Below are 25142 nucleotides of genomic sequence, written 5' to 3' on the forward strand. Positions count from 1 at the left end.
ATGGGATTAACCGAATACGTCAAAAAGCGGAATTTTAAAAAGACCGCAGAACCAAAGGCCGGGAAGAGCAAGGATAAGGATCATTTGATCTTCGTGGTGCAAAAGCATGATGCCAGCAGGCTGCATTATGATTTCCGGCTGGAAATGGATGGCGTTTTAAAAAGCTGGGCGGTGCCGAAAGGACCGATGCTTGATCCGAAAGTAAAGCATTTGGCCATGATGGTGGAGGATCATCCTTTTGATTACCTGAACTTTGAGGGCATTATTCCGGAAGGTGAATATGGCGGCGGTACCGTGATCGTCTGGGACGAAGGCACCTATGAGCCGATCGAACCCATCAAAGGCAAAAAGGCCCAGGAAAAACATTTGCTCAAGCAACTGGCTTCCGGGCAGTTAAAGATTAAGCTGCATGGTGAAAAGCTCAACGGCGAATTTGCCATGGTCAAAACCCATGGCATGGGTGAGAATGGCTGGCTGATGATCAAACATAAAGATGAGTTCGCAACCACCGAAGACATCACCAAAAAGGATCAATCCGTCTTATCGGGCAAGACCATTGAAACGATGGAAAAAACCAGCGAAAAGGTCTGGCAAAACGGGCACGAGGAAGATGTGTTACCGGATGAGGAATTAGCAAGTGAGGTGAAAACCGAAGATCTGCCGGAGATCGACGCGCAGGCGCTTTTGAAGGCGGCACCAAAATCCAGGGTTCCTGCTAATATTAAACCCATGAAGGCCACACTGGTGGATAAGCCGTTTGATGAACCGGGCTGGCTGTTCGAGGTCAAATGGGACGGCTATCGTGCCATAGCCGTCCTTGATAAAAAAGAAGGCGCGCAGCTCCTTTCCCGGAAAAATTTACCATTTGAAAAATATTACCCGATCAATGCGGGCTTGAAAAGCTGGGGCATGAATGCGGTGCTGGACGGCGAGCTGCTGGTATTGAACGAGAAAGGTATTTCCGATTTCGGGGCCATGCAGAACTGGCGCAGCGAAGCCGATGGTAACCTCGTCTATTATATTTTCGATATCCTTTGGTATGAAGGCAAGAAACTAATGGACTTACCGCTCAGCGAACGCCAGGCCATCCTGCAATCCATACTACCGACCGATAATGAGCATATCCGCCAGAGCAAGGTTTTTGATGCGAACGGTATTGACTTCTTCGCCGCAGCGGAACGCATGGGGCTGGAAGGAATCATCGCTAAAAGAGCGGACAGCGCATATACCTCCGACCTGCGTAGTAAGGAATGGCTGAAGATCAAAGTGCAAAAAAGACAGGAAGTGGTGATCGCTGGTTTTACCAAAAACGCGGGCACGAGTAAATCATTCAGCGCGTTGGTATTGGGCTTCTATGACGCGAAGGGTGACCTGCAATTCGCGGGCAAGGTAGGTACGGGGTTTTCGGATAAGCTGCAAAAAGAAATGATGGCGCAGTTCAAACCGCTCATCACCGATAAAAGCCCGTTCGATTATGAAGTGGACGTGGATAAACCGACCCGCTTCCGGCCCAAACGCATGGGCGCCAAACCGACCTGGCTCAAACCCGAACTGGTTTGCGAGGTGCAATTTGCTGAAGTGACCAGCGATGGGGTATTTCGACAAGCGTCTTTTAAGGGGTTGCGCACCGATAAGAAAGCCACTGATGTGGTACTGGAAACTCCGGTAGCTACGGAAGAAACCGTAGTGGAAGCAGACAATGAAACTCATCCGGCAAAAAAAGAAAATAAAAAATCCAATAAGGCTGATCTGAAACTGGAACCGGTCAAAAACACCGAACGTAAAACCTTACTGAACCCAACCGAAGACACCCAGGTTAAAACCGTTTGCGGACACCAGTTGAAATTCAACCATGTAACCAAACTTTACTGGCCGGAAGATAAGGTGACCAAGGGCGATATGCTGAACTATTATTATAAAGTGGGCGAACTGATGATGCCTTATCTGAAGGACAGGCCGATGTCGCTGAACCGTTTTCCCGGCGGCATCCATGGCCAAAGCTTTTACCAGAAGAACGTGACCGACAAAGCGCCTGACTGGGCCAAAACCTTTGATCATGTGACCGATGAAGGTAAAGTCACCAAATACCTGGTCGGCACCAATGAAGCCAGCCTGCTCTGGATGAACTCTTTGGGCTGCATCGAGATCAACCCCTGGTTCAGCCGGGCCGAAACGCCCGATAACCCGGATTATTGCGTGATCGACCTCGACCCTGATAAGCATTCCTATGACCAGGTGGTGGAAGCGGCGCGGATCACTAAAGATATTTTAGACGCCATCGATGTGCCCAGCTATCCCAAAACTTCCGGTTCTACCGGCATGCACATCTATATTCCCCTGGAAGGCAAATACACTTACCAGCAATCCCAGCTGTTCGCCAATATCATTGTAAAACTGGTGCATAAACAAATACCGGATTATACCAGCTTGGAAAGAAGCATAGCTGCGCGAAAGGGTAAAATGTATCTCGATTTTTTACAGAACCGGCCGGGGGCCACAATCGCAGGACCCTATTCACTCCGCCCAAAACCCGGTGCTACGGTGTCGACTCCATTAAGCTGGGACGAGGTTAAACCCGGCCTGACGATACAGCATTTTAATATTCATAATGCAATGGACCGGTTCAGGGAAACGGGCGACTTGTTTAAAGGCGTATTGGGCGAAGGCATCGACCTGGAGAAAACCTTAAAGAAAACACAAAGTGCGTTCAAGTAAGCTGCCAGTCATCGTCGCTGTTCTGCGGAAAGAATACAGAAATGATCCAGAGCAATGCGCAGGTCAACAATACGTCGCGATGCGACCAGGGCTGTCCGTGCAGGGTCAGCCATAATATACTATCCCATGCCAGCAGACAGATTATTAGGGCTGCGATCAATGTCCGGAATAAAAATAATTTGTTAATCATGCTATTTCCTCCAAATTCTTTAAACGAAAGATCTCCCGTGCGATGAGTTTGCAGTTAAATGCAAGTTCTTCCAGCGTACAGCAGATCGTTTTAATTTTTACCGGCAGTTCGTCTACCGTTTCCATCAGGTCGATATGCAGCAGGCAGTTGTCTTTTAAGTCTTCGCTGCCCTTTAACTGCCGGAACAATTCATAGGCCGCCTCGCGGTCATTGCCAAAGAAATACTGCCCGTAATCCGCAAAGCCCTGCGGGGTTTTCAGGCTGAGCAAAATATAAAACTGTGTTTTCATAGTCTTAAATTATTTAAAGAGCCCCCGGGCATCCAGGAGCTCTTTTGATTTTAGCTTTTATTTTCAACGGCCAGGGTAGGTTCCTCTTTTTTCCTTTCCGGCACCCATACTACCCGGTAGCTGAGTTTATCTTCTTTTTTGACTTCCTCCAGGTAGATGTCATCCGGTGTCACCCAGTAGGTCTTGCCGCTCAGCTTCACTTGGCGCGCACCATCAGGCAGACGATCGGTCATATCACCGATAAGCGGTAAATTCGGATCGGATTCAGTGCTGGTGTTCAGTACACCCTCCTTACCCACGACCTTGTAGGCAAACTGACCGCCGGGATGGATAACAGATTCGTAATAAATGCCTTTGTATTGCCAGTATGGATTGCCGTCAATGGTAATGATGTCCGCGCCGATAGGCAGTGATGGTACTTCGGCACCGATTGGAGGTGCGGCGATCTTGTAGCTGCCGTCTGCATAGGATTGGTAGAACAGCCCGTCATAGTAATAATAGGGATAGCTGTTCCAGGAAAATGAATAGTAGCCTATGGGCAGCGTGCGAACCACCACGCCGACATGCGGATAAACATAAGGATGATAGAATCCTTTTGGATGCACTGTAAGCGCGTCCGGGCGAACGTGGTAAGCTGTCCTGTTAAAGGCGGTCATATGGCCGCTGTGTTGAGCATCAGCAGGAGCGGTTAAACCTAAAACCAGCGAACCTGCGATGCATAAACCGGTTAAGAATTTACTCATCGTTTTCATTGTTTTCTAAATTTAAAGTCCTACAATAGTACATCCTGAAAAAGGCCGCCACGCAGGCAGCCTCTTTGGATATATGATGGAGTTTTTATTTGAGTTCGATCTGGCGGCTAACTGTTTTAGCTTCCTCTTTTTTTGCCACATCGATCTTCAGGACGCCGTCTTCATAAGCGGCTTCGATGCGGTCCTGGTCAGCCAGTTCGGGTAAGGTAAACGAGCGCACAAAGGAAGTATAGCTGTACTCGCGTTTGTTAAACTTGCGGTCATTTTGTTCTGTTTGCTGCTCCACGGAAATGCTCAGCTGGTCATGGTCGACGCTGATCTTGAAATCCTGCTTTTTCAGGCCCGGCGCAGCCAGTTCGATGTGATAATGATCATTAGACTCACTGATGTTCACCGCAGGCACACGGGTCACCATCCGGTCATTGAAAAATGTGTCATTAAAAATAGATTCGAAAACGTCGTTAAAGCCTGGCAATAACGCGTTGTTGGTTTTGTTGTTCCATTTAACTAAAGTCATGGCCTATTCTCCTTTAAAAATAATTTAAGAATTTATTGTAATAGACATATTACAAGCGCTGTGCCAGCCATTTTTGACTGAAAAATTTGCAGGGGGAACTGAAAAAATTGCAGCAGGAATGCCAGCTTTTCAGTTTTAGGAAACTGATTTCCAGATTTTGAAACTGTTCTCATAACTGCCATCCAAAGCCCTGACGATAAGCGACAGGTCGCCCTTGCGCACAGGAAAATGCTGGTCGACCGAGCGGTAGATCTGCTGTAACAGATTGCCCAGGCGGTGTTCGACTTCAAAGCGGGAAATGGAAACGATAATTTGGTTTGCAGCGGCATGAACAGTACCATCGGTGGCAAGTTCGCTTTTGATCAGCCTTGCGACAGAGGCGCCAAGCTCAGCGATGTGGGATATTTCAAGTGAGTTAATCATGATCAGCCCTGTTTTGTACCGGGTTACTTATACAAATATAGCCCTTTGGCGTATTCCTGCAAGACTTAAATGGATTCGGACCGACGGCTTATTTACCGGGATCGTCTTTGACCAGGTTAAGGCCCACCAAGACTTTGATCTTGTCTGAAAGATCGCCGACCAGTACCCGTGCGGGCGCAGGAAGTTTTTTTATCAGTGTCGGTACCGCGATGATCTGTTCTCCTTCCGCCAGGTGGGGATTCTCCAGCAGGTCAATGATCTCTACTGTATAGACTTCTTTTAGTTCTTCCTCGCAATATTTTTCAGGTTTTCTATGGCTTTCCGCGATTTTTGGGTTTGGCCCGCAATATAAAGACATAGCTTGTATTTTTCAGTTTCCATCACACGCACAAAGATTTAAACACTTCATTAAGATAATCAATGAAGCCGCTTTATGTTTGGCTAACAACAACGTATTAACTAAGTATAGAAACAAAACTATAGTTTTCAGGTTGATTATGAAGTGAATGCCAGGAACCGCAATTAGCCGTAATGTAAGTTTCTCACCTTTTTTGGGTTTCAATAAAGCCTCAGCCCATGGAAACCATCATCATACAAGACACTGATCAGGACATTTTAGACATATTATATACCGCCCTGGAACTGGAGGGCTTCCGGGTCTATGGCCTGAACAGTTGCGGCGAGGATTTCATCGAACTGATCGGCATGGCGCGGCCCCACGTCGTGATGATGGATTACCGGCTGAGCGGTGAAAACTGCATCCGGGCGTGCCGGGAGATCAAGGCACGTTACCCGCATTTGCCGGTGCTTGCCTTAAGCTGTAACAGCAATATTAACGAAGTTTACAGTCGTTCCGGTTTTGATGGCTATATCGAAAAACCGTTTGAGCTGGACCAATTGTACGGTATCCTTCGCAAGTATATCCCACAGCAGGATAATACCTTATAATAATATTAATTTCGTGTCAAGCTTGATCCATACCGGCGCGTGGTCGCTGGAATGTTCCCAGCCGCGGACTTCTTTGTCTACACCTGCTGAAACTAATCTTTTATCAAGTGTTGAGTTCAATAAAAAATGGTCAAGCCGTAAACCTGCATCCCGCCCGTAGGCATTGCGCAGGTAATCCCAAAAGGTATAGATACGTTCATCCGGGTATAACTTCCGGATGGCATCCGTCCAGCCTTGTTTAAGTAACGCATTAAACAGTTTCCTGGCCTCGGGGCGAAACAAAGCGTTTTCAATATACTTTTCCGGCTTATAGGTATCAAGATCGTTCGGCATGATATTATAGTCGCCAATGAGCGCCACCGGCAGATCAAAGCCCTGCAGTTTCTTTGCGTGTGCGGTCATCCGTTTGATCCATGAAAGTTTATAATCAAATTTCGGCCCCGGCCAGGGGTTACCATTGGGCACGTACAAACAGCCGATGACCACACCATTAATAAATGCCTCGATATAGCGGCTGTGGGTATCCGACTCGTCGCCATCCAGTCCGCGCCGGGTTTCCTGTATTTCACCGTAGCGTGATAAGATCGCTACGCCGTTCCAGCTGTGCTGGCCGAGCCAGATGGCATGATAACCCAACCCTAGCAAGGCCTGCTCCGGGAAGCGTTCATCCGGCGCTTTGAGCTCCTGCAAACATACCACATCGGGTTTCGCCTCCGCCAGCCAGCGCAGCAAATTCGGTAAACGGCCGTTAATGCCGTTAACGTTATATGTGGCGATCTTCAACCCTTATTTATCGATATGGTCGGCGACCGCTTTAACCGCTTTCTTTTTGATCTTCGTTTTTTTAGCCACAGCGTCCACAGCGGCGTCCTTGGCGATCTTCTTAATTTTCTTTTTCAGGCTCTTATGCGTATCCTCACCTTTTTCAGTCAGAAAAAGAAACGCGATAGCGCCTGCCGCAAGGGTGGTCACGGCGATAGCTGCGAAAAGCAGGGTATGATTTTGTCTTTCAAATGGATTTTTCATCGTGTTTATTTATAGGTTAAGCGCCTTTTTTAACTTGTAAACTGTTCATTAACTGATCGTACAGATCGTCGCTCTTGGCCGCTTTTGGTTTGAGTTTCTTAATGGTCGGACGTTTGCCTTTGGCTTTGGCTTCGATCAGCTTCAACAGTTCGTTATGATACTCATCTTTATATTTCGAGAGGTCGAGCGGTTCCGCATACTGGTTGATCAGTGCCAGGCCCATATCCAGTTCCTTTTTTGAAACTTCGATCTTGTCGTTGAGTTTCAATTCTTCCTGGTCGCGGATCTGCTGCATAAAACGGATACGGGTCACTACGATGTCTTTATCTACCGGGTGAACGATACACATGCTTTCGGTACTGCGCAAAACGAAACGGGCCAAACCGGCCTTGCCCGATTTTTTTAAAGCTTCCAGTAAAAGCGCGTAAGCTTTATTGTTCTTAGTTTCAGGTTCGGTATAATAGGAAGTTTCATAATACATCGGATTGACCGAGGCGATATCCACGAAGTTCTCGATCTCGATCACTTTGCTTTTTTCCGGTGCGGCGGCTTCAAAGTCGGCATCTTCCACGATCACATAATCTTCATCCCATTTGTAGCCTTTAACTATCTTATCGTAAGGGACTTCCTTTTTGGTATTTTCATTCACCCGCTGGAATTTAATATGCGCGTGGTCACGGCTGTCCAGCATGTCCAGGTCCAGCGAAGAAGTTTGTACCGCCGAATATAATTTGACAGGGATACTTACGAGGCCAAATCCTATCGAGCCTTTCCAGATGCTTCTCATAGCTTTAGTTTTCTTATATTATCGTTAATGCCCTGCGGGTGATGCGCTTCGATTTGATCAGCCAGTAAATGCAGGATTTCCTCATCCACGTTGCCGGGGTTCTGGCAGATATGCAGGAAGTCATGGTCATCCGGCGTAAAGCTGGCGACATAAGCGCCATTCTCAAATACCCGGTATTTGCATTTATCATCTTCATGGTGCACATATTCACCTACTTCAAAATGATGCACTTCCTTATCCTTACTGATGGTGATCGGGTAATTTTCCATACCTGCACAACATTCCTGCGCCATTTTTGTGTGATTGATGGGCATATATGCGAACAATCTCGCGTTTTATGACTTATTAAAACCATGGGAATCTTCTGGCAATATCTGAAACCGTACCGGGCGCTGATCGCTTTGGCCTTAGTGCTTGCCGCAGCTGCGCAGCTGCTGGCCTTGATCGACCCGGTGATCTTCGGTCATATTATTGATCAGTATGCTACAAATAAGCAACACCTATCGGAAAATGGTCTGATCCATGGTATACTTTATTGGTTGGCCATCGCTTTAGGATTGGCCGTACTCTCGAAACTTTTCAAGTCATTGCAGGACTTTGTGACCCGCAAAACCGTCGCCCGCTTTGGTATGCAGGTATTTAATGATGGCCTGAAGCAGACGCTGCGCCTGTCTTTCCAGGAATATGAGGAAAGCCGCAGCGGCACTACCTTATCCGTATTGCAAAAGGTTAAAACAGACGCCGAGCGTTTTATCAATGCTTTTGTAACGGTACTGTTCTCTTCGCTGGTGGGTGTAGCATTTCTATTGTATTATAGCCTGAGCAAGAACTGGCTGCTCGTCCCTGTCTTTTTCGTGGGTATCATTGTGCTCGGCTCATTAACTGGCCTGCTGTCCAAGCGCATCAAGACCGTGCAGCGCTCCATTAACCGGCAGACCGATGCCCAGGCGGGTATCATCACCGAAAGCCTGCGCAATATCGAACTCGTCAAAAGCCTCGGCCTGACCTTTTCGGAGATCAGACGTCTGAACGCACAGACCAAAACCATCTTTGACCTGGAAATGTACAAGGCCCGGAAAGTGGCATTTCTTTCTTTTTTGCAGGGAAACATGCTCAATCTGCTCAAGCAGTCCATCCTGTTTATTCTGCTCTGGCTGATCTTTCGCAAAGTATTAAGCACCGGCGAGCTGATCGCCATGCAGTTTATTTCCACCGCTATCTTTACGCCCTTGCAGGATCTTGGCAACCTGATCCTGCTCTACCGGGAAGCGGACGCTTCCTTCAAAAGCTTTGATGTGCTGATGCATAAGTCCATTGAGCGAAGACCGGATGAACCGGTAGAGATCGGTGAACTGGATGAACTCCGCTTTGAAGATGTGGTCTTCCGGCACCGCACAGCGAACTATAATGCCATCGATGGGATCTCTTTTGATATCCGCCTGGGCCGCACCATCGCTTTTGTAGGTCCATCGGGTTCCGGTAAATCCACACTGGTCAAACTCCTGGTTGGTCTGTATATCCCGGTTGCCGGTAAGATCTGTTTTAATGGCGTAACATCTGCCGCCATCCGCTATAATCCGCTTCGCCGTCAGATCGGTTTTGTGACGCAGGACACGCAATTGTATGCCGGTACGATCCGCGACAATCTGCTGCTGGTCAACCCGACAGCAACAGACGAGGAAATAACCGAAGCGCTGCGCAAGGCTTCGGCAACCAAACTGATCGCCAAAGCGGGAAATGGATTGGATACCGTGCTCGGTGAAAATGGCATGAAGTTATCCGGCGGCGAAAAGCAGCGGATCTCCATTGCCCGCGCATTGCTGCGCAAGCCACGGCTGCTGATCTTTGATGAGGCTACCTCGGCACTGGATTCGCTGACTGAAGAAGAGATCACTCAGACCATCCGCGATGTATCGGCCAGCCGTGACCAGATGACCATCCTGATTGCCCACCGTTTATCCACCATTATGCATGCGGACACCATTTATGTGCTGGAGAAGGGACAAATTGCCGAATCGGGTAGCCATGACGAGCTACTGTCGAACAAAGGCCTCTATTATGCTTTGTGGCGCCAGCAGATCGGCGAAAGAAGGTTCGAACCACAGGTAGCAATTACCGAAAACCTTTAAAAATATTTCCTGTTCTCTTTAGAGTTAAACACAATAACCATGGCAAAAAATGAGAACGTAAACCATATAGACCGTAAGGGCAAACCTTCCGGTAATGGCCGTGAAAACGAGACGCTGCAGGAAGCAGCAAGAGAAACGAATGACATCGAAAACCTGGACACCAGCGAACTGGAAGTACAGCACCCGAACCGCAACCTGCATAAGGGCGAAGAAATCCAAACTTTTAAAGACAAGGAGGAATAAGCGATGAAAGCGATCAGGATACATGAGTTTGGCGGGCCGGATGTGCTCGAACTGGAAGATATAGCCGTACCGCAACCCAAGGCGGACGAAGTATTAATTAAGGTTTATGCCAGCAGCGTCAACCCGGTGGACGGCAAGATCGTGGCAGGTCAGTCGCAGCAAAAGTTTCCGACGAAATTTCCGTTGACCATCGGCTGGGACGTATCAGGCGTCATCGAACAGGCGGGTAACCAGGTGCGCAATTTCAGCATCGGCGACGAGGTTTACGGCAGGCCATTCCCGACACAGAACGGCGCGTTTGCCGAATACGTGGTGATCAAGGCGAGCGAGATCGCGCTGAAACCACGCAGTATAGACCATATCCAGGCAGCCGCCGTGCCGCTGGCGGGACTTACCGCCTGGCAGGGTCTGTTCAAATTCGGCAAGCTGGAAAAAGGACAAAAGGTACTCATTCACGGTGCGTCCGGAGGCGTGGGGACTTTCGCGATCCAGTTCGCGAAATGGAAAGGCGCTGAAGTGATCGGAACCGCCTCGGCAGATAACCTCGCATTCATCAAACAATTAGGCGTCGACCAGGCCATCGATCATAAGAACCAGCGCTTCGAAGAGGAAATACAGGATGTCGACCTGGTGCTGGACCTGATCGGTAAAGAAACCCAGCAGCGTTCCCTGGTGGTCATCAAACCCGGAGGCATATTGGTAACGACCGTCGCGCCGGAATTCAAAGACGAGGCCAAAGAAAAACATATCCGGCTAGAAAGCTTCACCGCGCAGTCATACCCGGAGGACCTGGAACAGATCGGTGACCTGATCGATCAGGGTATTGTGCAGCCCGTGGTTTCTGCGGTGCTGAATCTGGAAGACGCCCGGCAGGCCGAAGAATTGAGCAGCCAGCATCATACCCGTGGTAAAATCGTTATCAAAGTGATTTAAAAAAAGGAGGAACTATGCCCTGGTATAACGGCGATTACCCGCCATCTTATAAGAACCAACCTAAGAAAATAAGAGATAAGGCGACCGAGATCGCTAATGAAGTATTGAAAACCACCGGCAATGAAGGCGAAGCCATCGCCACCGGGTTGAAACAGGCGCGTGCGCATTTTGCTGGCGAAAAGAAGAACGCTAAGGATGAGCAATGACTATAATCTGAAACGCTTTGTAGATGCGCAGGCGCGCGACTACCACATCGCCTTAACGGAAATTAAAAGTGGCCACAAGCGCAGCCACTGGATGTGGTATGTTTTTCCGCAGATTGCGGGCCTGGGTTACAGCGAAATGGCCAAACGCTTTGCCATCAAAGACCTGCCTGACGCGATCGCATACCTGGAGCATCCAGTCTTAGGCCCAAGACTCATGGAGATCAGCCATGCCTTGTTAAGGTTGCCAGGTAACAATGCTATTGCTGTGATGGGCAGCCCCGATGACCTCAAGCTGCGCTCTTCGATGACGCTGTTTTCCCTCGTACCGGGCGCTGATCCGGTTTTTGAAGCGGTCCTTAATAAATTTTTTAACGGCGAAAAAGACAAAGCGACCATGCAGCTGGTTTAAAAACAGGATTTTTCTCATTTTTGTGCGATGAATAACCCGGTAACCATCGAGATCAAGCGGCAGGATGATTCCTGGGACCTTATCGAGGTGATGCCTGTATGGATCGAAAAAGACGGCCAATATGTCCCCAATGGCTCCCATCATCTTTGCCAGGGCTACCCGTATTTGGACAGCGATCGTTATGATGCGGAGGCTATGCGCGAACGCTATATGGAGAACTTTGAGGTAGAGCGGGAAGAACATCCCGGTTACCTCGGGCAGCTGCATTTCAAAGGAATCGGCTTTTTTGAATGGAAATATGACGGGCACCAGCTGACCGAACCGGAGGTCTGGCAGCTCATCGACTGCATCCAGGATTATCATTCGGGTAAGGCGCATACCACCGAGAACGGCATTCTGACCCAAAGCACCAACGCCCCGAAAGACATCGACCTATATTTTCGTTATGGAAAGAACCAGGTCACCTACCATGTCCGTATCGAAGAAATGGAGGGACAGTTCATCGTGCTGATCAACGGCGAACCCGCCGCGAAAATAGAATGTATGGAAGACTGGGAAGTGACCGGCGGCGATATTTATGACAGTGATTTACTGGCGGAGATCATCCGCCGCATCAAAGCCAATACCTGATCAGGCGATCAGGCCAGGGTGCAGCAATAAGCCACGTCCCGGTGAATGACGCTGTGCGACATAGGGCCTGAAATTCTCGGTGCTGAAATCTTCAAGTGCCAGGTACGCCTCGTAAAGCTTTTTCAGGTCAAGGTCCTAGTCTGTGCCCGGAGTCCATGCGGCGAAAAAATAGCACATTACCATCAATACATCCACTTCATAGCGCTTGCCCTGCGAGCTGGTGAATTTTTCCACTTTCCCGGCCAGTTCTTTCATGGTTTATGCTGCGTCTGCGCCACCGGCAGCTTGGATGCAGATAAAATACGTCTTTTCAGCACAACTTTCACATTCGCCGTGATTTGCTGAGGGGGCGTGAGCGTAGCTTAATACCGTAACTCCCCGGCCACCACTTTTTTACTATAGGTTTGATGTTGAAATAATTATATTTATAAATCATAGTGGTAGATTTAAACGGTGTAAATAAATTAGTTCGGATGATATGAAAAAGATCCTGGTACTTTTACTGACGGTAGTATGTCTGTCCGCTTTTGGCCAAACAACCGTTCCTCTTTGGAAAACACTGCCTGAGGTTCCACTTATGCCGCGGGCAGACAAGAGCGGCCTGATACCCGTCAATGATATTAAACTGTATTATGCAATTTTTAATGAACATGGTAAAGACCCGGTCATTTTGCTGCATGGGGGATTTGTCAGTTCGGACGAATGGGGCTTCGAGGTTCCGCTTTTGGCAAAAACGCACCAGGTGATCGTGGTGGACAGCCGGGGCCATGGCCGGAGTTCTTTGGGTGATCAGCCGCTCTCCTATGAACTGATGACATCGGATGTCCTGCAACTGATGGATTACCTCAAAATAGGCAAGGCATCCATCGTGGGCTGGAGCGACGGCGGTATCATTGGGATGATCCTGGCGATTAAAAATCCGGAACGGATCAGCAAGCTTTTCACATTCGGCGCTAATTATAATCTTTCAGGTTACAAGGAAGAAACCTCGGACTCTACATCAGGCGCACGGTTTATGACAAGGGCCACGGCAAACTACCGGAAGCTATCTCCGACACCGGATGACTTTGGTGAATTAAAGAAAGCTTTAGGCAAAATGTACAGCACCGAACCCAATCTTAGCCCAGCTGCTCTTAAAACGATTAAAGCACCGACAGTAATTGCCTGCGGCCAGTATGATCAGTTTATCAAACAGGAGCACTTTAGGGAATTAGCACAGTTGATCCCAAACGCCAAACTCGTCATTCTGCCAAACGTTGCGCATGGCGGTCCGCTTCAGGATCCGGCCGGCTTTCACCAGGCCGTAATCAATTTACTTCATAAAGAGTAGTTTCTGGTTCCTCACCAATATTTTGCAACTTCTTAAAATTGCCGACGTTTTGTATTTTAGGAGGAAATTAATGCCTTTTCCCGATGAACCAACCACCACCTTATCCCGGCATGCCGACCGGGCCTGCACCGGCCTGGGTGTTTCCTGTTTTTGAGTTAGCGATGTATGTCCTTTTGCTGTTTTGCCTGGTGCATGCCTGGCGAAAGGGCCCGCAATCCGTTGCCTACCTGCTTGGCGGCCTTTTTTTCGGCGTGCTGCTGGAATACATGGAAGTGGCTATGTACAGTTATTCCTATGGTAATTTCTGGATCATGATCGGTACATACCCCATCACCGTGCCGCTTTGCATCGGTGTCGGCTGGGGCATTATCATGTATTCGGCACGTTTGTTTACCGACCGGCTCGGCCTGGCCCTGTGGGCCTGCGCGGCACTGGATACCTTACTGGCGATCAATATCGACCTGAGCATGGATACGGTCGCCTGCCGGCTGCATATGTGGAACTGGAACTGGGGTGATCCGCACATCAATACCATGACCACGCAATGGTTCGGTATTCCATATGCGAACTTCGTCGGTTGGCAAACCGTGGTGTTTTGTTTTTCGGCATTCAGCCGCCTGTTCGAGCGGACAAAACTGAATGCCGCCTTGATCGCTATATTTGCGCTGCTCTGTTCGCTATTTGTTCTTTATGCCACCGAAGAATGGTTATTCCCTTTACTGAATAAGATCGGTATCACCTCGGGTTATCGCTTTTCGGGGCTGACCCTTATTTTCATTGGCCTGGTTATCTTTTATTGGCGAAAAAGAACAATTACGACAGCCACTATACCGGCTGTCGCCTTATGGGTACCGGGCTGGTTCCACCTGTTCTTCTTTGCCGGCTTTTGGATCTTTGGCTTTTATACAGAGCAAACCTGGATGACCGTGGCGGCCTGCGTTAATTTACTGATCGGTTTCGCCTTACACTATCGGCCTTTATTTACAAGGACATCCTATGCGAATCGAAAATAAGTCCATGCAACCAAATTCTATGATATAACGTCTATATGGAATCTGACCAATAATCAAACGAAATTCATATGTTAACGAATACAAGCGTACCTATCAGATTTAAATTAGCCGGGCTTTGGCTTACTGTTTTTCTTTTATTTATCTATGGTGACCTCCTGTCCATGTGGATACCAACACGGCTTAACGGCCTGCTCCATGGAAAGATGGATGATGGGTCGACAACGCCGGCAAAATTATTAGCCATCGCCATTTATATTACGATCTATGCCCTAATGCCACTGGTCAATCTGATCTTCTCCCAAAAAATCAGCGGGATCTTAAATATTATTATCGCTGTCCTGCTCATCGCCTTCTGGCTCTTCATCCTCGTGAGTTTTTCATTTGATGCGATGTGGAACTTTTATATCTATTTGGCGGTTTTGGAGATCATCTTAGCACTTATTATTATTTATGGTTCCTGGCGCTGGATAAAATCGAAAGCATAAAAGGGGCAAACTGCAAACTTTGATCAGATCACCAGCCGGAAAGTGAGGTTAACCCTGGCTTTCATTGGTTTATTGGATTTGGCGATCCGGTGCTCCCAGTGTTCCTGCAAGCCGGCTTTCATCAGCAGGAAAGAACCGTGTTCCAGTCTGACCGAATATTTCTCACTGTGATCGGTTTTGTTACGGATATCAAAGCTTCGCACCTGCCCAAAACTAACCGATGCTATAATCGGATTCTTGCCTAACACGCTTTCACGGTCACTGTGCCAGGCGACGGAATCATTGCCGTCACGGTAATAATTCAGCAACACGCTGTTGAAACTGATCCCGGCTACCGCTTCTACTTTTTCTTTGAGCATTAATAGTTCCGGCGTCCAGGGATTAGGATTGGCTATTTTACCCGATACGGAATAATCCGTGCCTATATCGCCATACCAGGCGGTTAAACGGGGCGTCAGGTATTCCTTATCCCACATTTTTTGGGTGCTTTGCTTCCAGGGTGCTTCTCTTATAAATTGTTGCAGCAGGCGGTCGCTGATCTGGCTATCTATAAATCCGGCCCGGTATTCCAATAGTTCTTTTGGTAATCCCTTGCTCTGTCCTGCTTCTGCAAAAAAACTTAACTGTTCCATCATCCTTTTTACTTAGCCCCTTTCCACGTAATGAATAATAAAGTCCGCTACCTGTTCCTGTTCGGCGACAGATAAATTATTGCCATCATAGATCCAGTAACCCTGCATATCAAACAGAATGTAGCCGAGGTCATCCGGATTTTCTTCAAATGCAGTATACAGCTGGTAGCATTGTACCGCTTTCCTACAAAAGCGGTCGGGCACCACGCGGATAACTTCGTCCGGTCCTTCTTTTCGCCTGACAAAAGCTTTGGCTTCGCTGGTTAGATAGCTATGGGTCGTCATTTATGCTTGCTCAAAAAATAATTTCAAATATAAACAAAATGCTAATATTTTTAGTATTAGTTTTGTAGTCTACAAATTTTTCAAACGATGGTGCCATTTAATTTAGATCTTGAACTTACAGCTAACCCGGTGACCATCACCGTGGAACAGCTGGACCGGCTGGCCGATGAAGATGGCTTTATCCGTTTTGATGTGAGCTGCGCTGAGCGCCGGTCGGTGGTCTTTGTCAACATGGAAAATGAACTCCCGCCGGTTACATCGCAGGATGCGGAAGCTTATTTTGAAGCGGTGAACTACCCGGAACAGGTTTCCGCTTTCAGTGAAGACGAGGTCTTTACGCCGGAAGAAGTAAAAGCCATTGCTGCTGCGATCAGGAAATATAACAATGAGCTAAAGGTGCGTTTCGCTAAATTCATGTTCGGCTCTTAATATAAATACGCCATGCCCGAAACCAAGAAGGATATCATCGACCGCTTGCAGCAGGATATTTTGCGCCTGCAAGGCTTTGCCCCGCCGTCAGGCGATGAGGGTAACCGGATCGGTTTGGGGCCGGTAGAAGAGGCTTTTCCGAACGGCATTTTCCCGGTGGGTGCGATCCATGAGTTTTTAAGTTTCGACATGGTAGCCGGGGCGGCCTGCGGCGGCTTTATCAGCGGGCTGTTACGGGCGCTGATGCCGGATGGCGGCGCCTGTCTCTGGATCGGCAGGCAGCAGACCGTTTTTCCACCGGCTTTAAAAGCTTTTGGCATCGCACCCGACCGGGTGATCTTTGTCAACCTGCCTTTGGAAAAAGATGTGCTTTGGGTGATGGAGGAAGCGCTGAAATGTGAGGGGTTTGCAGCTGTGATCGCTGAAGTGCGCGAGGTCAGCATCGTCCAGTCCCGGCGTTTGCAATTGGCGGTTGAAAACAGCAAGGTGACCGGCTTTTTGCTTCGCAACGATCCGCGGAAGCTCAGCAGCAACACTTGCACCGCGCGCTGGCAAATTACGCCGGTACCTAGTGAGCTGGAAGAGGGCCTGCCCGGCGTGGGTCGTCCGCGCTGGCAGGTAGCGCTGCTCAAAGTGCGCAACGGCAACCCGGGTTGCTGGACGCTCGAATGGTCGGATGATCACTTTATCGATCTGGCTGCACCAACAGAAAATGGCCTGCAAATGCTTAAAGCGGTATGATATGGAAAAGCGCTTTATGTCGATATGGTTCCGCTACCTGCTGGCGGACTGGCAGATGCTCCGCCGGGCAGAACTGAAAGCTATTCCTTTCGTATTTTCGGCGCCGGATTGTGGCCGGCTGGTGGTGGTCGCAACGAGCCAACTGGCGGAAGCGCAGGGCATTGTTCCGGGCACAGCGGTAGCCGATGCCAAAGCGGTCACGCCCGGTCTGGAGGTCATCGAAAGCCAGCCGGGCCGTAATGAACGTTTACTGAAACTGATCGGTGAATGGCTGATCCGTTACACGCCCTTTGTCGTCCTTGACCCGCCGGACGGACTGATCCTGGACATTACCGGCTGTACGCATTTATGGGGCGGTGAGCGTGGCTATTATAAAGAAGTTGTCAACCGTTTAAAAGATAAAGGCTATGAAGTGCGGGCGGCCATAGCAGATACTGCGGCCTGTGCCTGGGCGGTCGCCCGTTTTGCGGCGGCTAAGCCGATCACGGAACCGGGCAGACAGGCGCAGGCTGTTTTTCCATTACCGCCTGCTGCTTTACGTTTAGAGGCGGAACAACTGGAAACGCTGCATCAACTGGGGATGTATACCATCGGTAGTTTTGCAGGTTTACCAAGGCAGGCCTTGCGCAGGCGTTTTGGTGATAGCCTTTCTGTAAAACTTGGCCAGGCGCTGGGCACCGAAAAGGAAGTGATCAAACCGCTGCGTCCGGTCATTACTTACCAGGAACGGTTGCCCTGCATGGAACCGATCCGCACGCGGGTAGCTATTCAGATCGCTATTCAAAAACTTTTGGAAATGCTTTGTCCCCGCCTGCATCAGGACGGAAAAGGGCTGCGCACAGCGATACTTAAATGTTACCGCATTGATGGTGCCATGGTACAGGTAACTATCGGCACCAACCGGCCATCGGAAAGCGCAATCCATTTATTTAAACTCTTTGAATTAAAGATTGGCGACATCCGGCCGGAAATGGGTATTGAGCTGTTTGTCCTGGAAGCGCCAAAAGTGGAGGCCATGCAGCCGGGCCAGGAAGTGTTATGGTCGGGTAAGGCTGGCCTGGAAAACGTGGCTATCGCGGAACTGCTGGACCGCGTGGCTAACAAAGTAGGCATCACCGCTATCCAGCGTTTCCTGCCGGCCGAACATTACTGGCCGGAAAGATCGGTTAAAAAAGCGGCCGCCATAACGGATAAGCCGAATACCTGCTGGTATGAGGACAAGCCGCGTCCGTTCCGCTTACTGGCCGATCCGCAAAAAATCACAGCACTGGCTGCTATACCCGATTACCCGCCCAAGGTATTTATTTACCAGAATGAACGGCACGAGTTGGTCAAGACCGACGGGCCGGAACGTATCGAGCAGGAATGGTGGCTGGCCGAAGGCGAGCACCGGGATTATTATATCGTAGAAGATAAGCAGGGCCGCAGGTATTGGGTGTTCCGCTCGGGGCATTATACCGGGGATCAAACGGAAGAATGGTTTTTACATGGCTTTTTTGCATAAGGGAGGGATGAGACGGGATGGGTTATACAGAATTACAGGTCACCTCTAATTTTAGCTTTCTGCGCGGCGCTTCGCACCCGGATGAGCTCGCCGAACAGGCGGCTGCTTATGGTTATAAAAAGATCGCGGTCACCGACCGCAACAGTTTAGCCGGAGTTGTACGTGCGCATGTGGCCGCCAAAAACCGGGGTATCAAGATCATTCCGGCTGCAAGGCTTGACTTGCAAGACGGTCCGAGCCTGCTGGCTTACCCAACTGATAAAGATGCCTACGCCGGGCTGTCGGCTTTGCTGACTTTGGGCAACCTGCGCACGATTAAAGGCAAATGTCATTTATTTAAGGAGGATGTTTACAGCCACTCCAGGGGCATCAAGTTCGTGGCTGTTCCGCCTGCGACCCTTAATGCCAAATTTGATTTCCAGCCGCATTTCAAGAAAGCCATCGGCGAATACCGGGAAGCATTGGGCCGCGAAATCTACATTGGCGCGCATCGTTCTTATGGCGGTGACGATGCTAAAAAACTGTTCAGGCTTTCACAACTGGGGATTCCTTTGGTCGCTACCAATGATGTGCATTACCATACGCCGGAGCGGCGGCAGTTACAGGACATTGTAACGTGTGTCCGCGAAAAATGCAACATTTATAATGCCGGTTATAAGCTGCACGCCAATGCTGAACGGTTCCTCAAACCCCAGGCCGAAATGGAGCGCCTGTTCCGGCAGTACCCGGATGCCTTATTCCGCACGCAGGAAATTGCCGAGGCCTGCGAGTTTTCGTTGGACAGCCTGACTTATGTTTATCCGCAGGAGATCACTTCGGAAGGTAGAACGCCACAGGAAGAGATCACCTACCTCGCCTGGCAAGGCGCGCGCCAGCGGTATGGCGAACACATTCCCGAAAAGATCATCAAAGCGATCCATCATGAATTAAAATTCATAGATGAGATGGACTATGCCCGTTACTTCCTGACGGTGTACGATATTGTCCGCGAGGCCCGCAGCCGTAAGATACTGTGCCAGGGCCGTGGTTCGGCGGCTAACTCCACCGTTTGTTTTTGCCTGGGCATTACCTCGGTGGATCCTACCAAGTTCGACCTGCTTTTCGAGCGCTTCATTTCTTCCGCCCGTGCGGAACCGCCGGATATTGACGTGGACTTTGAGCATGAGCGGCGCGAGGAGATCATCCAGTATATCTACCAGAAATATGGCCGCGACCGGGCCGCCATCGTTGCTACCGTGACGCAGATGCACCAGAAGGGCGCTGTCCGTGACGTGGGTAAAGCCATGGGGCTGTCTAAAGATACCATTGACCGGCTCTCCGGTTCGATATGGGAGTTCACGGACGAATGGTTCGAAGGTAAACGGTTAACCGAACTGGGCCTGAACCCTGATGACCAGCATCTCAAAAAGGTGCTGCAACTCACCAGCCAGTATATGGGTTTTCCCCGCCAGCTCGGTCAGCATACCGGCGGGTTCGTCATCACGCAGGGCAAATTATCCGACCTGTGCCCGGTGCTTAATGCTACCATGAAGGACCGCACGAATGTTGAACTGAATAAGGACGATGTGGATGCATTGGGCTTTCTAAAGATCGATGTGCTGGCCCTGGGTATGCTGACCATGATCCGCAAAGCCTTTGACCTGATCAAAAAGCACTACTACCTCGATTTCGACCTGGCGACTATCCCGCAGGATGACCCCAGGGTTTATGCCATGATCTCGCTGGCTGATACCCTGGGCGTTTTCCAGATCGAGAGCCGGGCGCAAATGTCCATGCTGCCGCGCCTTCAGCCCAAATGTTTTTATGACCTGGTGATCGAGGTCGCTATCGTCCGGCCGGGGCCGATACTGGGCGATATGGTGCACCCTTACCTGCGCCGGCGCAATGGCGAGGAACCGGTGGAATACCCATCGAAAGAACTGGAAGAGATCCTGAGCCGCACATTAGGCGTGCCGTTGTTCCAGGAGCAAGCGATGAAAATCGCCATTGTGGCGGCAGGCTTTACGCCAACCGAAGCCGATGAACTGCGCCGGGCCATGGCCACCTTTAAATTAAAAGGCCAGGTGACGCAGTTCCAGACCAAACTGGTGAACGGCATGCTGGCCAATGGCTATACCAGGGAATATGCCGAACGGGTATTCAAACAGCTGGAAGGCTTCGGCAGCTATGGCTTCCCGGAAAGCCACGCGGCTTCTTTCGCTTTACTGGTCTATGTATCCTGCTGGATCAAGTTCTATTACCCGGATGTGTTTGCCGCGGCGCTTCTGAATAGTCAACCCATGGGCTTTTACCAACCCGCGCAGATCGTGGCCGATGCCCGTAAACATGGTGTGGAGGTCCGGCCGGTAGATGTCAATACCTCGGAATGGGATAACCAACTCGAAGAAAAGGCAGGTGATTATTTTGCGGTACGCTTAGGGTTCCGGCAGGTCAAAAAGCTGCGGGAACGGGATATCGGCAGACTGATCGCCGGGCGTTTAAAACCCTATACAAGCGTGGAGCAACTGGCGGATGCGGGTGTGCCGCAGGTTGCGCTTGAAAGCCTTAACCATGCAGACGCTTTCCGTTCCATCGGCCTGGAACGGCGCCAGGGTTTATGGGTTGTGGCAGCGCTGAAAGACAGGCCGGTCGGCCTGTTTACCGGCCAGGCATCGGAAAGCGAGAAAGAAGAGACGGTTAATTTGCCGGCAATGAGCGAGGGTGAGCATGTAGTGCAAGATTACGCCTCCACGGCATTATCGCTAAAGGCGCACCCTGTGAGTTTTGTCAGGGAAAAACTGGCCCAGCTGCGGGTATTATCTACGAAGCAGATCAGCGAAACACCTCATGATGAGTGGGTAAAAGTCGCAGGCATTGTTACGGTCCGGCAGCGGCCCGGTACAGCTGGTGGCGTTTGCTTTATTACGATCGAGGACGAAACTGGTTTTTCCAATTTGGTGGTTTGGGAAAGTCTTTTTGATACTTATCGCAAGGAAATCCTACGGTCGAAGCTACTGATGGTGGAAGGTAAATTACAGCGTGAAGGGAATGTGGTACACGTTATCGTGCGGCGCTGTTATGATTACTCCAAATTATTGCGTACCATGAACGACGCAAACCAGGGCCAGCAACTGGCGCTGACCTTTTCACGGGCCGACGAGCGCAGCGCGCCTTATCCGGCGCAAAATAAAAAGACACAGGTTCGGGAAGATGTGCAGGATGTAATACCTAAAGGCAGGAATTTTAAATGATCGTTAAGTGTTATTAAATAGGCTAGAAAAACTTGCATTGCAAAAAACGGTTGGCTAATTTTCAAAAATCATCATGGGGCAGTTATTACGCATTACATACGGGGCTAAAGATTATAGCTATCAGCTACTTAATGAAAAACCCATCGGAAAAGAAACGGAACAAATTACAATGTTGTTAGAAGGCCGGTCGCTAAGGCTGATAAGAAGGGACGGCCAATGGCTTTCTCCCGAAGTCGTGCATGGCATTGACGAAGGTTTACTCAATGCGATCGGTAAAGCAATCAGCCTAAGATACCGGATATGAATGTAGTACAACATCGTTTTGAACCAGTGATTTTTGAGGATAAGAATTGGTTAATTCATCCGTTCCGGGCCGGAGACTTTGAAAGGTTCAACGCACTAGCTGATCAAGTCTTTCAAATACTTTCTGACGAAAAAACTTTACGGTTTATCCCGGAAAAGAGATTGACATCGTTAGAAGATGCACATACCTGGTTACAAAAATCGATTCTTAACTTCCACACTGGACGAAGTTATCTCCATTTCATTAGCGATAAGAATACCGGTAAGCTGGCCGGTATGATTGATATTTTATCTCCGGGTTTCATAAAACAGTACTATACCCTAAATGACTATCCTTATTTTCTTGAATTTTACCTTATAAGCAGCGCACAGGGTCGGTTATTGATGAGTAATTTGTTGCCAGAAGTTGTTCTAAGTCTTCGAAATCAGGGAATCTTAAACGTCGCAGCTGTTACAAATAGGAAAAACAGCGCCTCAAAACGAGTTCTTGAAAAAGCAGGCTTCCAGTATTATCTAAAATTTGATGTATTACAGGATTTATTTAAAGTTAATTATTCGATCGATAATAAATAGTTATCTGTTGTTCACAACAAACCCATTACATCGCCCAAAGTCATTATAATTAATTAGATAATATTTTCTGAGGTTGCCTTGTTAATGCGAATAATGACAAAGATCAGGATTCTCAACTACGATTAAAACTAGTCCCTCCTTCACGGTGCAGGTGCGTTTTAGAAAAATTATTGGAAATTAACTATCTATCCACCAATCGAATTGCAGCGGATCAGGTGTTTCCTCAAAGATATGATCCATTTTACGGGCGAAATAGCGGCGCAGTGTTTCGCCGTCAGCGCCGGGGTGTTGAAGGTCACTGGCGTAGTCTTTCAGGTATTGCTTAAGGCGGTAATGCAGTATAGTGCGATAAATCTTCAGTCTCTGGTTGCCCTTTTCAATAAATACTTTCTCGGTACGGGTCTTATATTTCAGCGGCGCCGCATTGATAATCCAGTTGCCTTTGGTGCGGGCTTCGTGCATCAGACCGCAGCGGACATCTTTATAAAATGCTTCGGCATCAAAGGGTTGGTTGATTATTCGTTTGCCCGGGCCGGCGGGATCGGCGATCCAGAAGTTATGCTCGAATATGGCGGCGGTATGCAGGAAGCTGGTGAACATCTCCTGGCTGCCGCTGTAGGTGTATTTTGGAGAATTCTTGTTCTTCTTATGGTCGAAGATCATACCGGTACGCAGGCTGGCGAGGGCTTCAATAAGCGCGCATTGGACGGTGAGGATGGTAAAGCCTTCTCCTTTAATACGGCCTTCGTCGATTAGTTGTTGGATTGGGTCGAAATATTTCTTTTTGAAACGGCGGCTAAAGAGACTGATCGCTTCTTCCCATTTGTTATCGTAAGTATATTGTTGATTAAGTTTCAGACGCAGGCGTTTCCATTCGGAAATCTCTTCTTTTTCGATGTCCATTTTTGATATTGAATTTTTTGCCGGTTTGTGTTTGGTTATTTGAGTTTCATTTGGGTTGATTGGCTTTGGTCACACTTCAACTCTTACGGAAAGACTCGATGGCCGAAATATGGACAGCGGTGTGAAAACCTCTCTCTGCACTCAGCACCTCGAACTGTTTTTTATTCAAGGTTTTTTCCGGGCAATTGGGCGCAAGGATCAGCTCGCTTAGTTCCAGCGGGAAATTCTTGGCCTGAATGTCCAGCAAAATGAATTTGCTAATGATGGAATCGGGATTGGCTATCACCCAACCTTTTTTATCTGCCGGCAGTGAATTGTCGTCGATGTACAGCATACGCACTTCTTGTTCGATGGCGTAATCGGCGCTTTTAAAAAAATGCTTCCAAAGTTCGAGTTTCCGGAATTTGAAGCGGATCTTCAGCGCTTTGAGGCGTTTGACGATACGCCGCAAAAGCTCTAATTCGGGATGATAACCGCCTTTTCTTGCGTAGGATATCTGCCGGAGGATGAGATTACCAGCAGTTAAGTTGTTTTTGATTTTGAATACCACGCAAACGCCTTTGGTCTCTTCGGCATACAGCCGGTACATAGTCAAGTCGTCCCGTTGCTCTATGGAGGTCAGCGAAGAGATATAGCTGTTGTTCAATTGCTGCATTTCGGTCAGCGAGAGATTGGGCAGCGTCGTATAGGAATCATCAATATACCTGTCGACGTAATCAACTTCCCCACGGTCATTCATGGCGAGATGTGAAGCCATACGGTAGCTGCGCCCGGTAATGGTATGAAAGACGGTGCTGAGGGTGGTATAACGGCATACCTTATTGTCAGCTACAGGTCGCAGCAGATATTGGAAGAACTGATCTTCAAAGCCGTCAATCCCACCTTCGGCACTTTCGCTGAAGTGAAAGAAACGGCCGTCGGCATCATAGGCTATTCGTGCGCCGGAAAAGTTACTATCAAGGAAATCCCGGATCCTGGGCAGCTCCAAGTCTTCTGTATCCGGGACGGCTTCAAATGGCTTAAAAATATTGCTAATCGTGCCAGCAATAGTTTGGGTGATGCCGGTAATTTCTTCGGGCGTGAGGCTCAGGTCAAAAAAACTGAACAGTGACTCAAACTTTTTCAGCTCACTTTCGCCATTAGGCTCCATGATGTGGATGAGCTGTCCGTCAGTAAGGATAAAGTGATCGGCTTCCAATAGCTCCAGAGAAAGCATGTATTCTGAAATATTGGCGTAGGCATTCCGCGAATGTAACCGTTGCGGGCTGACCACTTCAATGATCATGAAAACATACGGGCCTTTCATGACGATGAAATCGGGTCGGAAACGGCTACGGATCTGCGGGTTGAACTCTGTAAGTAAAGGTTCATAAAGCAATCCGTATTTTGCTCCGATCTGCCGTTCGGCAAAAAAATCGGTAATACGTTTAGCCACATCGGCTTCTAGTTGGCTGTGATAATCAGGCATGGTTAATAAAACTGACAAGTTTGATCAGTCAAGCAATATACAAGATTT

At 48.9% G+C, this 25142-nt stretch carries 31 protein-coding genes; 17 read left to right on the top strand and 14 right to left on the bottom strand.

The annotated features are described in order from the left end of the window. Complete coding sequence (gene ligD / locus WC743_RS04165) at window positions 1–2715, top strand: DNA ligase D (protein WP_373010539.1); 2715 nt, start codon at window positions 1–3, stop codon at window positions 2713–2715. Here ligD and WC743_RS04170 read toward each other — a convergent pair. The 6 genes from WC743_RS04170 to WC743_RS04195 form a co-directional block, all read right to left on the bottom strand. Next, on the bottom strand, window positions 2708–2875 hold the full coding sequence (locus WC743_RS04170) for a hypothetical protein (protein WP_373010540.1): 168 nt from the start codon (window positions 2873–2875) through the stop codon (window positions 2708–2710). The genes ligD and WC743_RS04170 overlap by 8 nt on opposite strands. Window positions 2876–2901: 26 nt before the next feature. Beyond that, entirely contained in the window at window positions 2902–3195 is a 294-nt protein-coding gene (locus tag WC743_RS04175; RefSeq protein WP_373010541.1) for a hypothetical protein, read from the bottom strand. A 50-nt stretch (window positions 3196–3245) separates the two neighbouring features. Beyond that, window positions 3246–3947 carry a DUF6515 family protein gene (locus tag WC743_RS04180; protein ID WP_373010543.1) on the bottom strand — a complete coding sequence of 234 codons (702 nt, stop codon included), beginning with the start codon at window positions 3945–3947 and terminating at the stop codon, window positions 3246–3248. A gap of 85 nt (window positions 3948–4032) precedes the next feature. Beyond that, entirely contained in the window at window positions 4033–4464 is a 432-nt protein-coding gene (locus tag WC743_RS04185) for an Hsp20/alpha crystallin family protein (RefSeq protein ID WP_373010544.1), read from the bottom strand. 135 nt (window positions 4465–4599) lie between these two features. Then, window positions 4600–4887 carry a hypothetical protein gene (locus WC743_RS04190; protein ID WP_373010545.1) on the bottom strand — a complete coding sequence of 96 codons (288 nt, stop codon included), beginning with the start codon at window positions 4885–4887 and terminating at the stop codon, window positions 4600–4602. Window positions 4888–4975: 88 nt separating this feature from the next. Continuing rightward, on the bottom strand, window positions 4976–5245 hold the full coding sequence (locus WC743_RS04195) for a circadian clock KaiB family protein (protein ID WP_373010546.1): 270 nt from the start codon (window positions 5243–5245) through the stop codon (window positions 4976–4978). Window positions 5246–5463: 218 nt separating this feature from the next. Here WC743_RS04195 and WC743_RS04200 point away from each other — a divergent pair, with 218 nt between their 5' ends. Further along, the gene (locus WC743_RS04200; protein WP_373010547.1) at window positions 5464–5835 is read left to right on the top strand and encodes a response regulator; all 372 of its coding nucleotides are present in this window, start codon (window positions 5464–5466) and stop codon (window positions 5833–5835) included. Here the strand turns inward: WC743_RS04200 and xth are convergent. From xth to WC743_RS04220, 4 genes are read right to left on the bottom strand one after another with little or no spacing between them, the layout of a single operon-like run. After that, on the bottom strand, window positions 5830–6618 hold the full coding sequence (gene xth / locus WC743_RS04205) for an exodeoxyribonuclease III (protein WP_373010548.1): 789 nt from the start codon (window positions 6616–6618) through the stop codon (window positions 5830–5832). The genes WC743_RS04200 and xth overlap by 6 nt on opposite strands. A 3-nt stretch (window positions 6619–6621) precedes the next feature. Further along, a complete protein-coding gene (locus tag WC743_RS04210; RefSeq protein WP_373010549.1) occupies window positions 6622–6861 on the bottom strand; it encodes a hypothetical protein in 240 nt (79 codons plus the stop codon). 16 nt (window positions 6862–6877) lie between these two features. Further along, window positions 6878–7648 carry a Ku protein gene (locus WC743_RS04215; RefSeq protein ID WP_373010550.1) on the bottom strand — a complete coding sequence of 257 codons (771 nt, stop codon included), beginning with the start codon at window positions 7646–7648 and terminating at the stop codon, window positions 6878–6880. After that, a complete protein-coding gene (locus WC743_RS04220) occupies window positions 7645–7941 on the bottom strand; it encodes a hypothetical protein (protein ID WP_373010551.1) in 297 nt (98 codons plus the stop codon). Before WC743_RS04220 ends, WC743_RS04215 begins: the two co-directional genes overlap by 4 nt. A gap of 60 nt (window positions 7942–8001) precedes the next feature. On the opposite strand from WC743_RS04220, the gene WC743_RS04225 reads away from it, so the two are divergent. The 9 genes from WC743_RS04225 to WC743_RS04265 all read left to right on the top strand — a co-directional run bounded on the left by WC743_RS04225 (window position 8002) and on the right by WC743_RS04265 (window position 15026). After that, window positions 8002–9777: an ABC transporter ATP-binding protein gene (locus WC743_RS04225; RefSeq protein ID WP_373010552.1), complete on the top strand. Its 1776-nt coding sequence runs from the start codon at window positions 8002–8004 to the stop codon at window positions 9775–9777. Between the two features lie 39 nt (window positions 9778–9816). Further along, on the top strand, window positions 9817–10020 hold the full coding sequence (locus tag WC743_RS04230) for a hypothetical protein (protein WP_373010553.1): 204 nt from the start codon (window positions 9817–9819) through the stop codon (window positions 10018–10020). 3 nt (window positions 10021–10023) lie between these two features. Further along, window positions 10024–10953, top strand: coding sequence for an NADP-dependent oxidoreductase (locus WC743_RS04235; RefSeq protein WP_373010555.1), 930 nt, complete (start codon window positions 10024–10026; stop codon window positions 10951–10953). Between the two features lie 14 nt (window positions 10954–10967). Continuing rightward, window positions 10968–11159 carry a hypothetical protein gene (locus WC743_RS04240; RefSeq protein ID WP_373010556.1) on the top strand — a complete coding sequence of 64 codons (192 nt, stop codon included), beginning with the start codon at window positions 10968–10970 and terminating at the stop codon, window positions 11157–11159. Next, the gene (locus tag WC743_RS04245) at window positions 11149–11568 is read left to right on the top strand and encodes a DUF1810 domain-containing protein (protein ID WP_373010557.1); all 420 of its coding nucleotides are present in this window, start codon (window positions 11149–11151) and stop codon (window positions 11566–11568) included. The genes WC743_RS04240 and WC743_RS04245 overlap by 11 nt, the downstream gene beginning before the upstream one ends. A gap of 27 nt (window positions 11569–11595) precedes the next feature. Further along, on the top strand, window positions 11596–12198 hold the full coding sequence (locus WC743_RS04250) for a hypothetical protein (protein ID WP_373010558.1): 603 nt from the start codon (window positions 11596–11598) through the stop codon (window positions 12196–12198). A 478-nt stretch (window positions 12199–12676) separates the two neighbouring features. Further along, window positions 12677–13528 carry an alpha/beta fold hydrolase gene (locus tag WC743_RS04255; protein ID WP_373010559.1) on the top strand — a complete coding sequence of 284 codons (852 nt, stop codon included), beginning with the start codon at window positions 12677–12679 and terminating at the stop codon, window positions 13526–13528. An 83-nt stretch (window positions 13529–13611) separates the two neighbouring features. Beyond that, window positions 13612–14541 carry a carotenoid biosynthesis protein gene (locus WC743_RS04260; protein WP_373010561.1) on the top strand — a complete coding sequence of 310 codons (930 nt, stop codon included), beginning with the start codon at window positions 13612–13614 and terminating at the stop codon, window positions 14539–14541. 68 nt (window positions 14542–14609) lie between these two features. After that, window positions 14610–15026: a DUF6326 family protein gene (locus WC743_RS04265; RefSeq protein ID WP_373010562.1), complete on the top strand. Its 417-nt coding sequence runs from the start codon at window positions 14610–14612 to the stop codon at window positions 15024–15026. 23 nt (window positions 15027–15049) lie between these two features. Here the strand turns inward: WC743_RS04265 and WC743_RS04270 are convergent, their stop codons facing one another. Next, complete coding sequence (locus WC743_RS04270; protein WP_373010563.1) at window positions 15050–15661, bottom strand: alpha-ketoglutarate-dependent dioxygenase AlkB; 612 nt, start codon at window positions 15659–15661, stop codon at window positions 15050–15052. Between the two features lie 9 nt (window positions 15662–15670). Continuing rightward, window positions 15671–15943 (bottom strand): hypothetical protein, encoded by a 273-nt coding sequence (locus WC743_RS04275; RefSeq protein ID WP_373010564.1) that lies wholly within the window; start codon window positions 15941–15943, stop codon window positions 15671–15673. A gap of 87 nt (window positions 15944–16030) precedes the next feature. Between WC743_RS04275 and WC743_RS04280 the strand changes: the two genes are divergently transcribed. The 6 genes from WC743_RS04280 to WC743_RS04305 all read left to right on the top strand — a co-directional run bounded on the left by WC743_RS04280 (window position 16031) and on the right by WC743_RS04305 (window position 22723). After that, a complete protein-coding gene (locus WC743_RS04280; RefSeq protein ID WP_373010565.1) occupies window positions 16031–16372 on the top strand; it encodes a hypothetical protein in 342 nt (113 codons plus the stop codon). Window positions 16373–16384: 12 nt separating this feature from the next. After that, window positions 16385–17113, top strand: a complete 729-nt coding sequence (locus WC743_RS04285) for an ImuA family protein (RefSeq protein ID WP_373010566.1) — start codon at window positions 16385–16387, stop codon at window positions 17111–17113. A gap of 16 nt (window positions 17114–17129) precedes the next feature. Further along, window positions 17130–18617 (top strand): DNA polymerase Y family protein, encoded by a 1488-nt coding sequence (locus WC743_RS04290; protein ID WP_373010814.1) that lies wholly within the window; start codon window positions 17130–17132, stop codon window positions 18615–18617. A 17-nt stretch (window positions 18618–18634) separates the two neighbouring features. Next, window positions 18635–21847 (top strand): error-prone DNA polymerase, encoded by a 3213-nt coding sequence (locus tag WC743_RS04295; protein WP_373010567.1) that lies wholly within the window; start codon window positions 18635–18637, stop codon window positions 21845–21847. A 73-nt stretch (window positions 21848–21920) separates the two neighbouring features. Next, on the top strand, window positions 21921–22151 hold the full coding sequence (locus WC743_RS04300; protein ID WP_373010568.1) for a hypothetical protein: 231 nt from the start codon (window positions 21921–21923) through the stop codon (window positions 22149–22151). Next, entirely contained in the window at window positions 22148–22723 is a 576-nt protein-coding gene (locus WC743_RS04305; RefSeq protein ID WP_373010569.1) for a GNAT family N-acetyltransferase, read from the top strand. The genes WC743_RS04300 and WC743_RS04305 overlap by 4 nt, the downstream gene beginning before the upstream one ends. 177 nt (window positions 22724–22900) lie before the next feature. Here the strand turns inward: WC743_RS04305 and WC743_RS04310 are convergent, their stop codons facing one another. Together WC743_RS04310 and WC743_RS04315 are read right to left on the bottom strand one after the other, a co-directional pair. Further along, the gene (locus tag WC743_RS04310; protein WP_373010570.1) at window positions 22901–23626 is read right to left on the bottom strand and encodes a hypothetical protein; all 726 of its coding nucleotides are present in this window, start codon (window positions 23624–23626) and stop codon (window positions 22901–22903) included. A 76-nt stretch (window positions 23627–23702) separates the two neighbouring features. Then, window positions 23703–25094, bottom strand: coding sequence for a DUF2971 domain-containing protein (locus WC743_RS04315; protein ID WP_373010571.1), 1392 nt, complete (start codon window positions 25092–25094; stop codon window positions 23703–23705). Window positions 25095–25142: the final 48 nt, after the last annotated feature.

Origin of the sequence: Mucilaginibacter sp. (assembly GCF_041660805.1) — a bacterium.
GTDB lineage: Bacteria > Bacteroidota > Bacteroidia > Sphingobacteriales > Sphingobacteriaceae > Mucilaginibacter.

What these genes read in the sequence shown, in the direction of transcription:
- WC743_RS04180 (WP_373010543.1), bottom strand. Translation starts at nt 3,947, where the DNA reads ATGAAAACGATGAGTAAATTCTTAACCGGTTTATGCATCGCAGGTTCG.
- WC743_RS04235 (WP_373010555.1), top strand. Translation starts at nt 10,024, where the DNA reads ATGAAAGCGATCAGGATACATGAGTTTGGCGGGCCGGATGTGCTCGAA.
- WC743_RS04215 (WP_373010550.1), bottom strand. Translation starts at nt 7,648, where the DNA reads ATGAGAAGCATCTGGAAAGGCTCGATAGGATTTGGCCTCGTAAGTATC.
- WC743_RS04310 (WP_373010570.1), bottom strand. Translation starts at nt 23,626, where the DNA reads ATGGACATCGAAAAAGAAGAGATTTCCGAATGGAAACGCCTGCGTCTG.
- ligD (WP_373010539.1), top strand. Translation starts at nt 1, where the DNA reads ATGGGATTAACCGAATACGTCAAAAAGCGGAATTTTAAAAAGACCGCA.
- WC743_RS04270 (WP_373010563.1), bottom strand. Translation starts at nt 15,661, where the DNA reads ATGATGGAACAGTTAAGTTTTTTTGCAGAAGCAGGACAGAGCAAGGGA.
- WC743_RS04250 (WP_373010558.1), top strand. Translation starts at nt 11,596, where the DNA reads ATGAATAACCCGGTAACCATCGAGATCAAGCGGCAGGATGATTCCTGG.
- WC743_RS04200 (WP_373010547.1), top strand. Translation starts at nt 5,464, where the DNA reads ATGGAAACCATCATCATACAAGACACTGATCAGGACATTTTAGACATA.
- WC743_RS04190 (WP_373010545.1), bottom strand. Translation starts at nt 4,887, where the DNA reads ATGATTAACTCACTTGAAATATCCCACATCGCTGAGCTTGGCGCCTCT.
- WC743_RS04210 (WP_373010549.1), bottom strand. Translation starts at nt 6,861, where the DNA reads ATGAAAAATCCATTTGAAAGACAAAATCATACCCTGCTTTTCGCAGCT.
- WC743_RS04275 (WP_373010564.1), bottom strand. Translation starts at nt 15,943, where the DNA reads ATGACGACCCATAGCTATCTAACCAGCGAAGCCAAAGCTTTTGTCAGG.
- WC743_RS04260 (WP_373010561.1), top strand. Translation starts at nt 13,612, where the DNA reads ATGAACCAACCACCACCTTATCCCGGCATGCCGACCGGGCCTGCACCG.
- WC743_RS04245 (WP_373010557.1), top strand. Translation starts at nt 11,149, where the DNA reads ATGAGCAATGACTATAATCTGAAACGCTTTGTAGATGCGCAGGCGCGC.
- WC743_RS04195 (WP_373010546.1), bottom strand. Translation starts at nt 5,245, where the DNA reads ATGTCTTTATATTGCGGGCCAAACCCAAAAATCGCGGAAAGCCATAGA.
- WC743_RS04280 (WP_373010565.1), top strand. Translation starts at nt 16,031, where the DNA reads ATGGTGCCATTTAATTTAGATCTTGAACTTACAGCTAACCCGGTGACC.
- WC743_RS04265 (WP_373010562.1), top strand. Translation starts at nt 14,610, where the DNA reads ATGTTAACGAATACAAGCGTACCTATCAGATTTAAATTAGCCGGGCTT.
- WC743_RS04230 (WP_373010553.1), top strand. Translation starts at nt 9,817, where the DNA reads ATGGCAAAAAATGAGAACGTAAACCATATAGACCGTAAGGGCAAACCT.
- WC743_RS04240 (WP_373010556.1), top strand. Translation starts at nt 10,968, where the DNA reads ATGCCCTGGTATAACGGCGATTACCCGCCATCTTATAAGAACCAACCT.
- WC743_RS04315 (WP_373010571.1), bottom strand. Translation starts at nt 25,094, where the DNA reads ATGCCTGATTATCACAGCCAACTAGAAGCCGATGTGGCTAAACGTATT.
- WC743_RS04285 (WP_373010566.1), top strand. Translation starts at nt 16,385, where the DNA reads ATGCCCGAAACCAAGAAGGATATCATCGACCGCTTGCAGCAGGATATT.
- WC743_RS04255 (WP_373010559.1), top strand. Translation starts at nt 12,677, where the DNA reads ATGAAAAAGATCCTGGTACTTTTACTGACGGTAGTATGTCTGTCCGCT.
- WC743_RS04225 (WP_373010552.1), top strand. Translation starts at nt 8,002, where the DNA reads ATGGGAATCTTCTGGCAATATCTGAAACCGTACCGGGCGCTGATCGCT.
- WC743_RS04220 (WP_373010551.1), bottom strand. Translation starts at nt 7,941, where the DNA reads ATGGCGCAGGAATGTTGTGCAGGTATGGAAAATTACCCGATCACCATC.
- WC743_RS04300 (WP_373010568.1), top strand. Translation starts at nt 21,921, where the DNA reads ATGGGGCAGTTATTACGCATTACATACGGGGCTAAAGATTATAGCTAT.
- WC743_RS04290 (WP_373010814.1), top strand. Translation starts at nt 17,130, where the DNA reads ATGTCGATATGGTTCCGCTACCTGCTGGCGGACTGGCAGATGCTCCGC.
- WC743_RS04305 (WP_373010569.1), top strand. Translation starts at nt 22,148, where the DNA reads ATGAATGTAGTACAACATCGTTTTGAACCAGTGATTTTTGAGGATAAG.
- WC743_RS04295 (WP_373010567.1), top strand. Translation starts at nt 18,635, where the DNA reads ATGGGTTATACAGAATTACAGGTCACCTCTAATTTTAGCTTTCTGCGC.
- WC743_RS04185 (WP_373010544.1), bottom strand. Translation starts at nt 4,464, where the DNA reads ATGACTTTAGTTAAATGGAACAACAAAACCAACAACGCGTTATTGCCA.
- WC743_RS04175 (WP_373010541.1), bottom strand. Translation starts at nt 3,195, where the DNA reads ATGAAAACACAGTTTTATATTTTGCTCAGCCTGAAAACCCCGCAGGGC.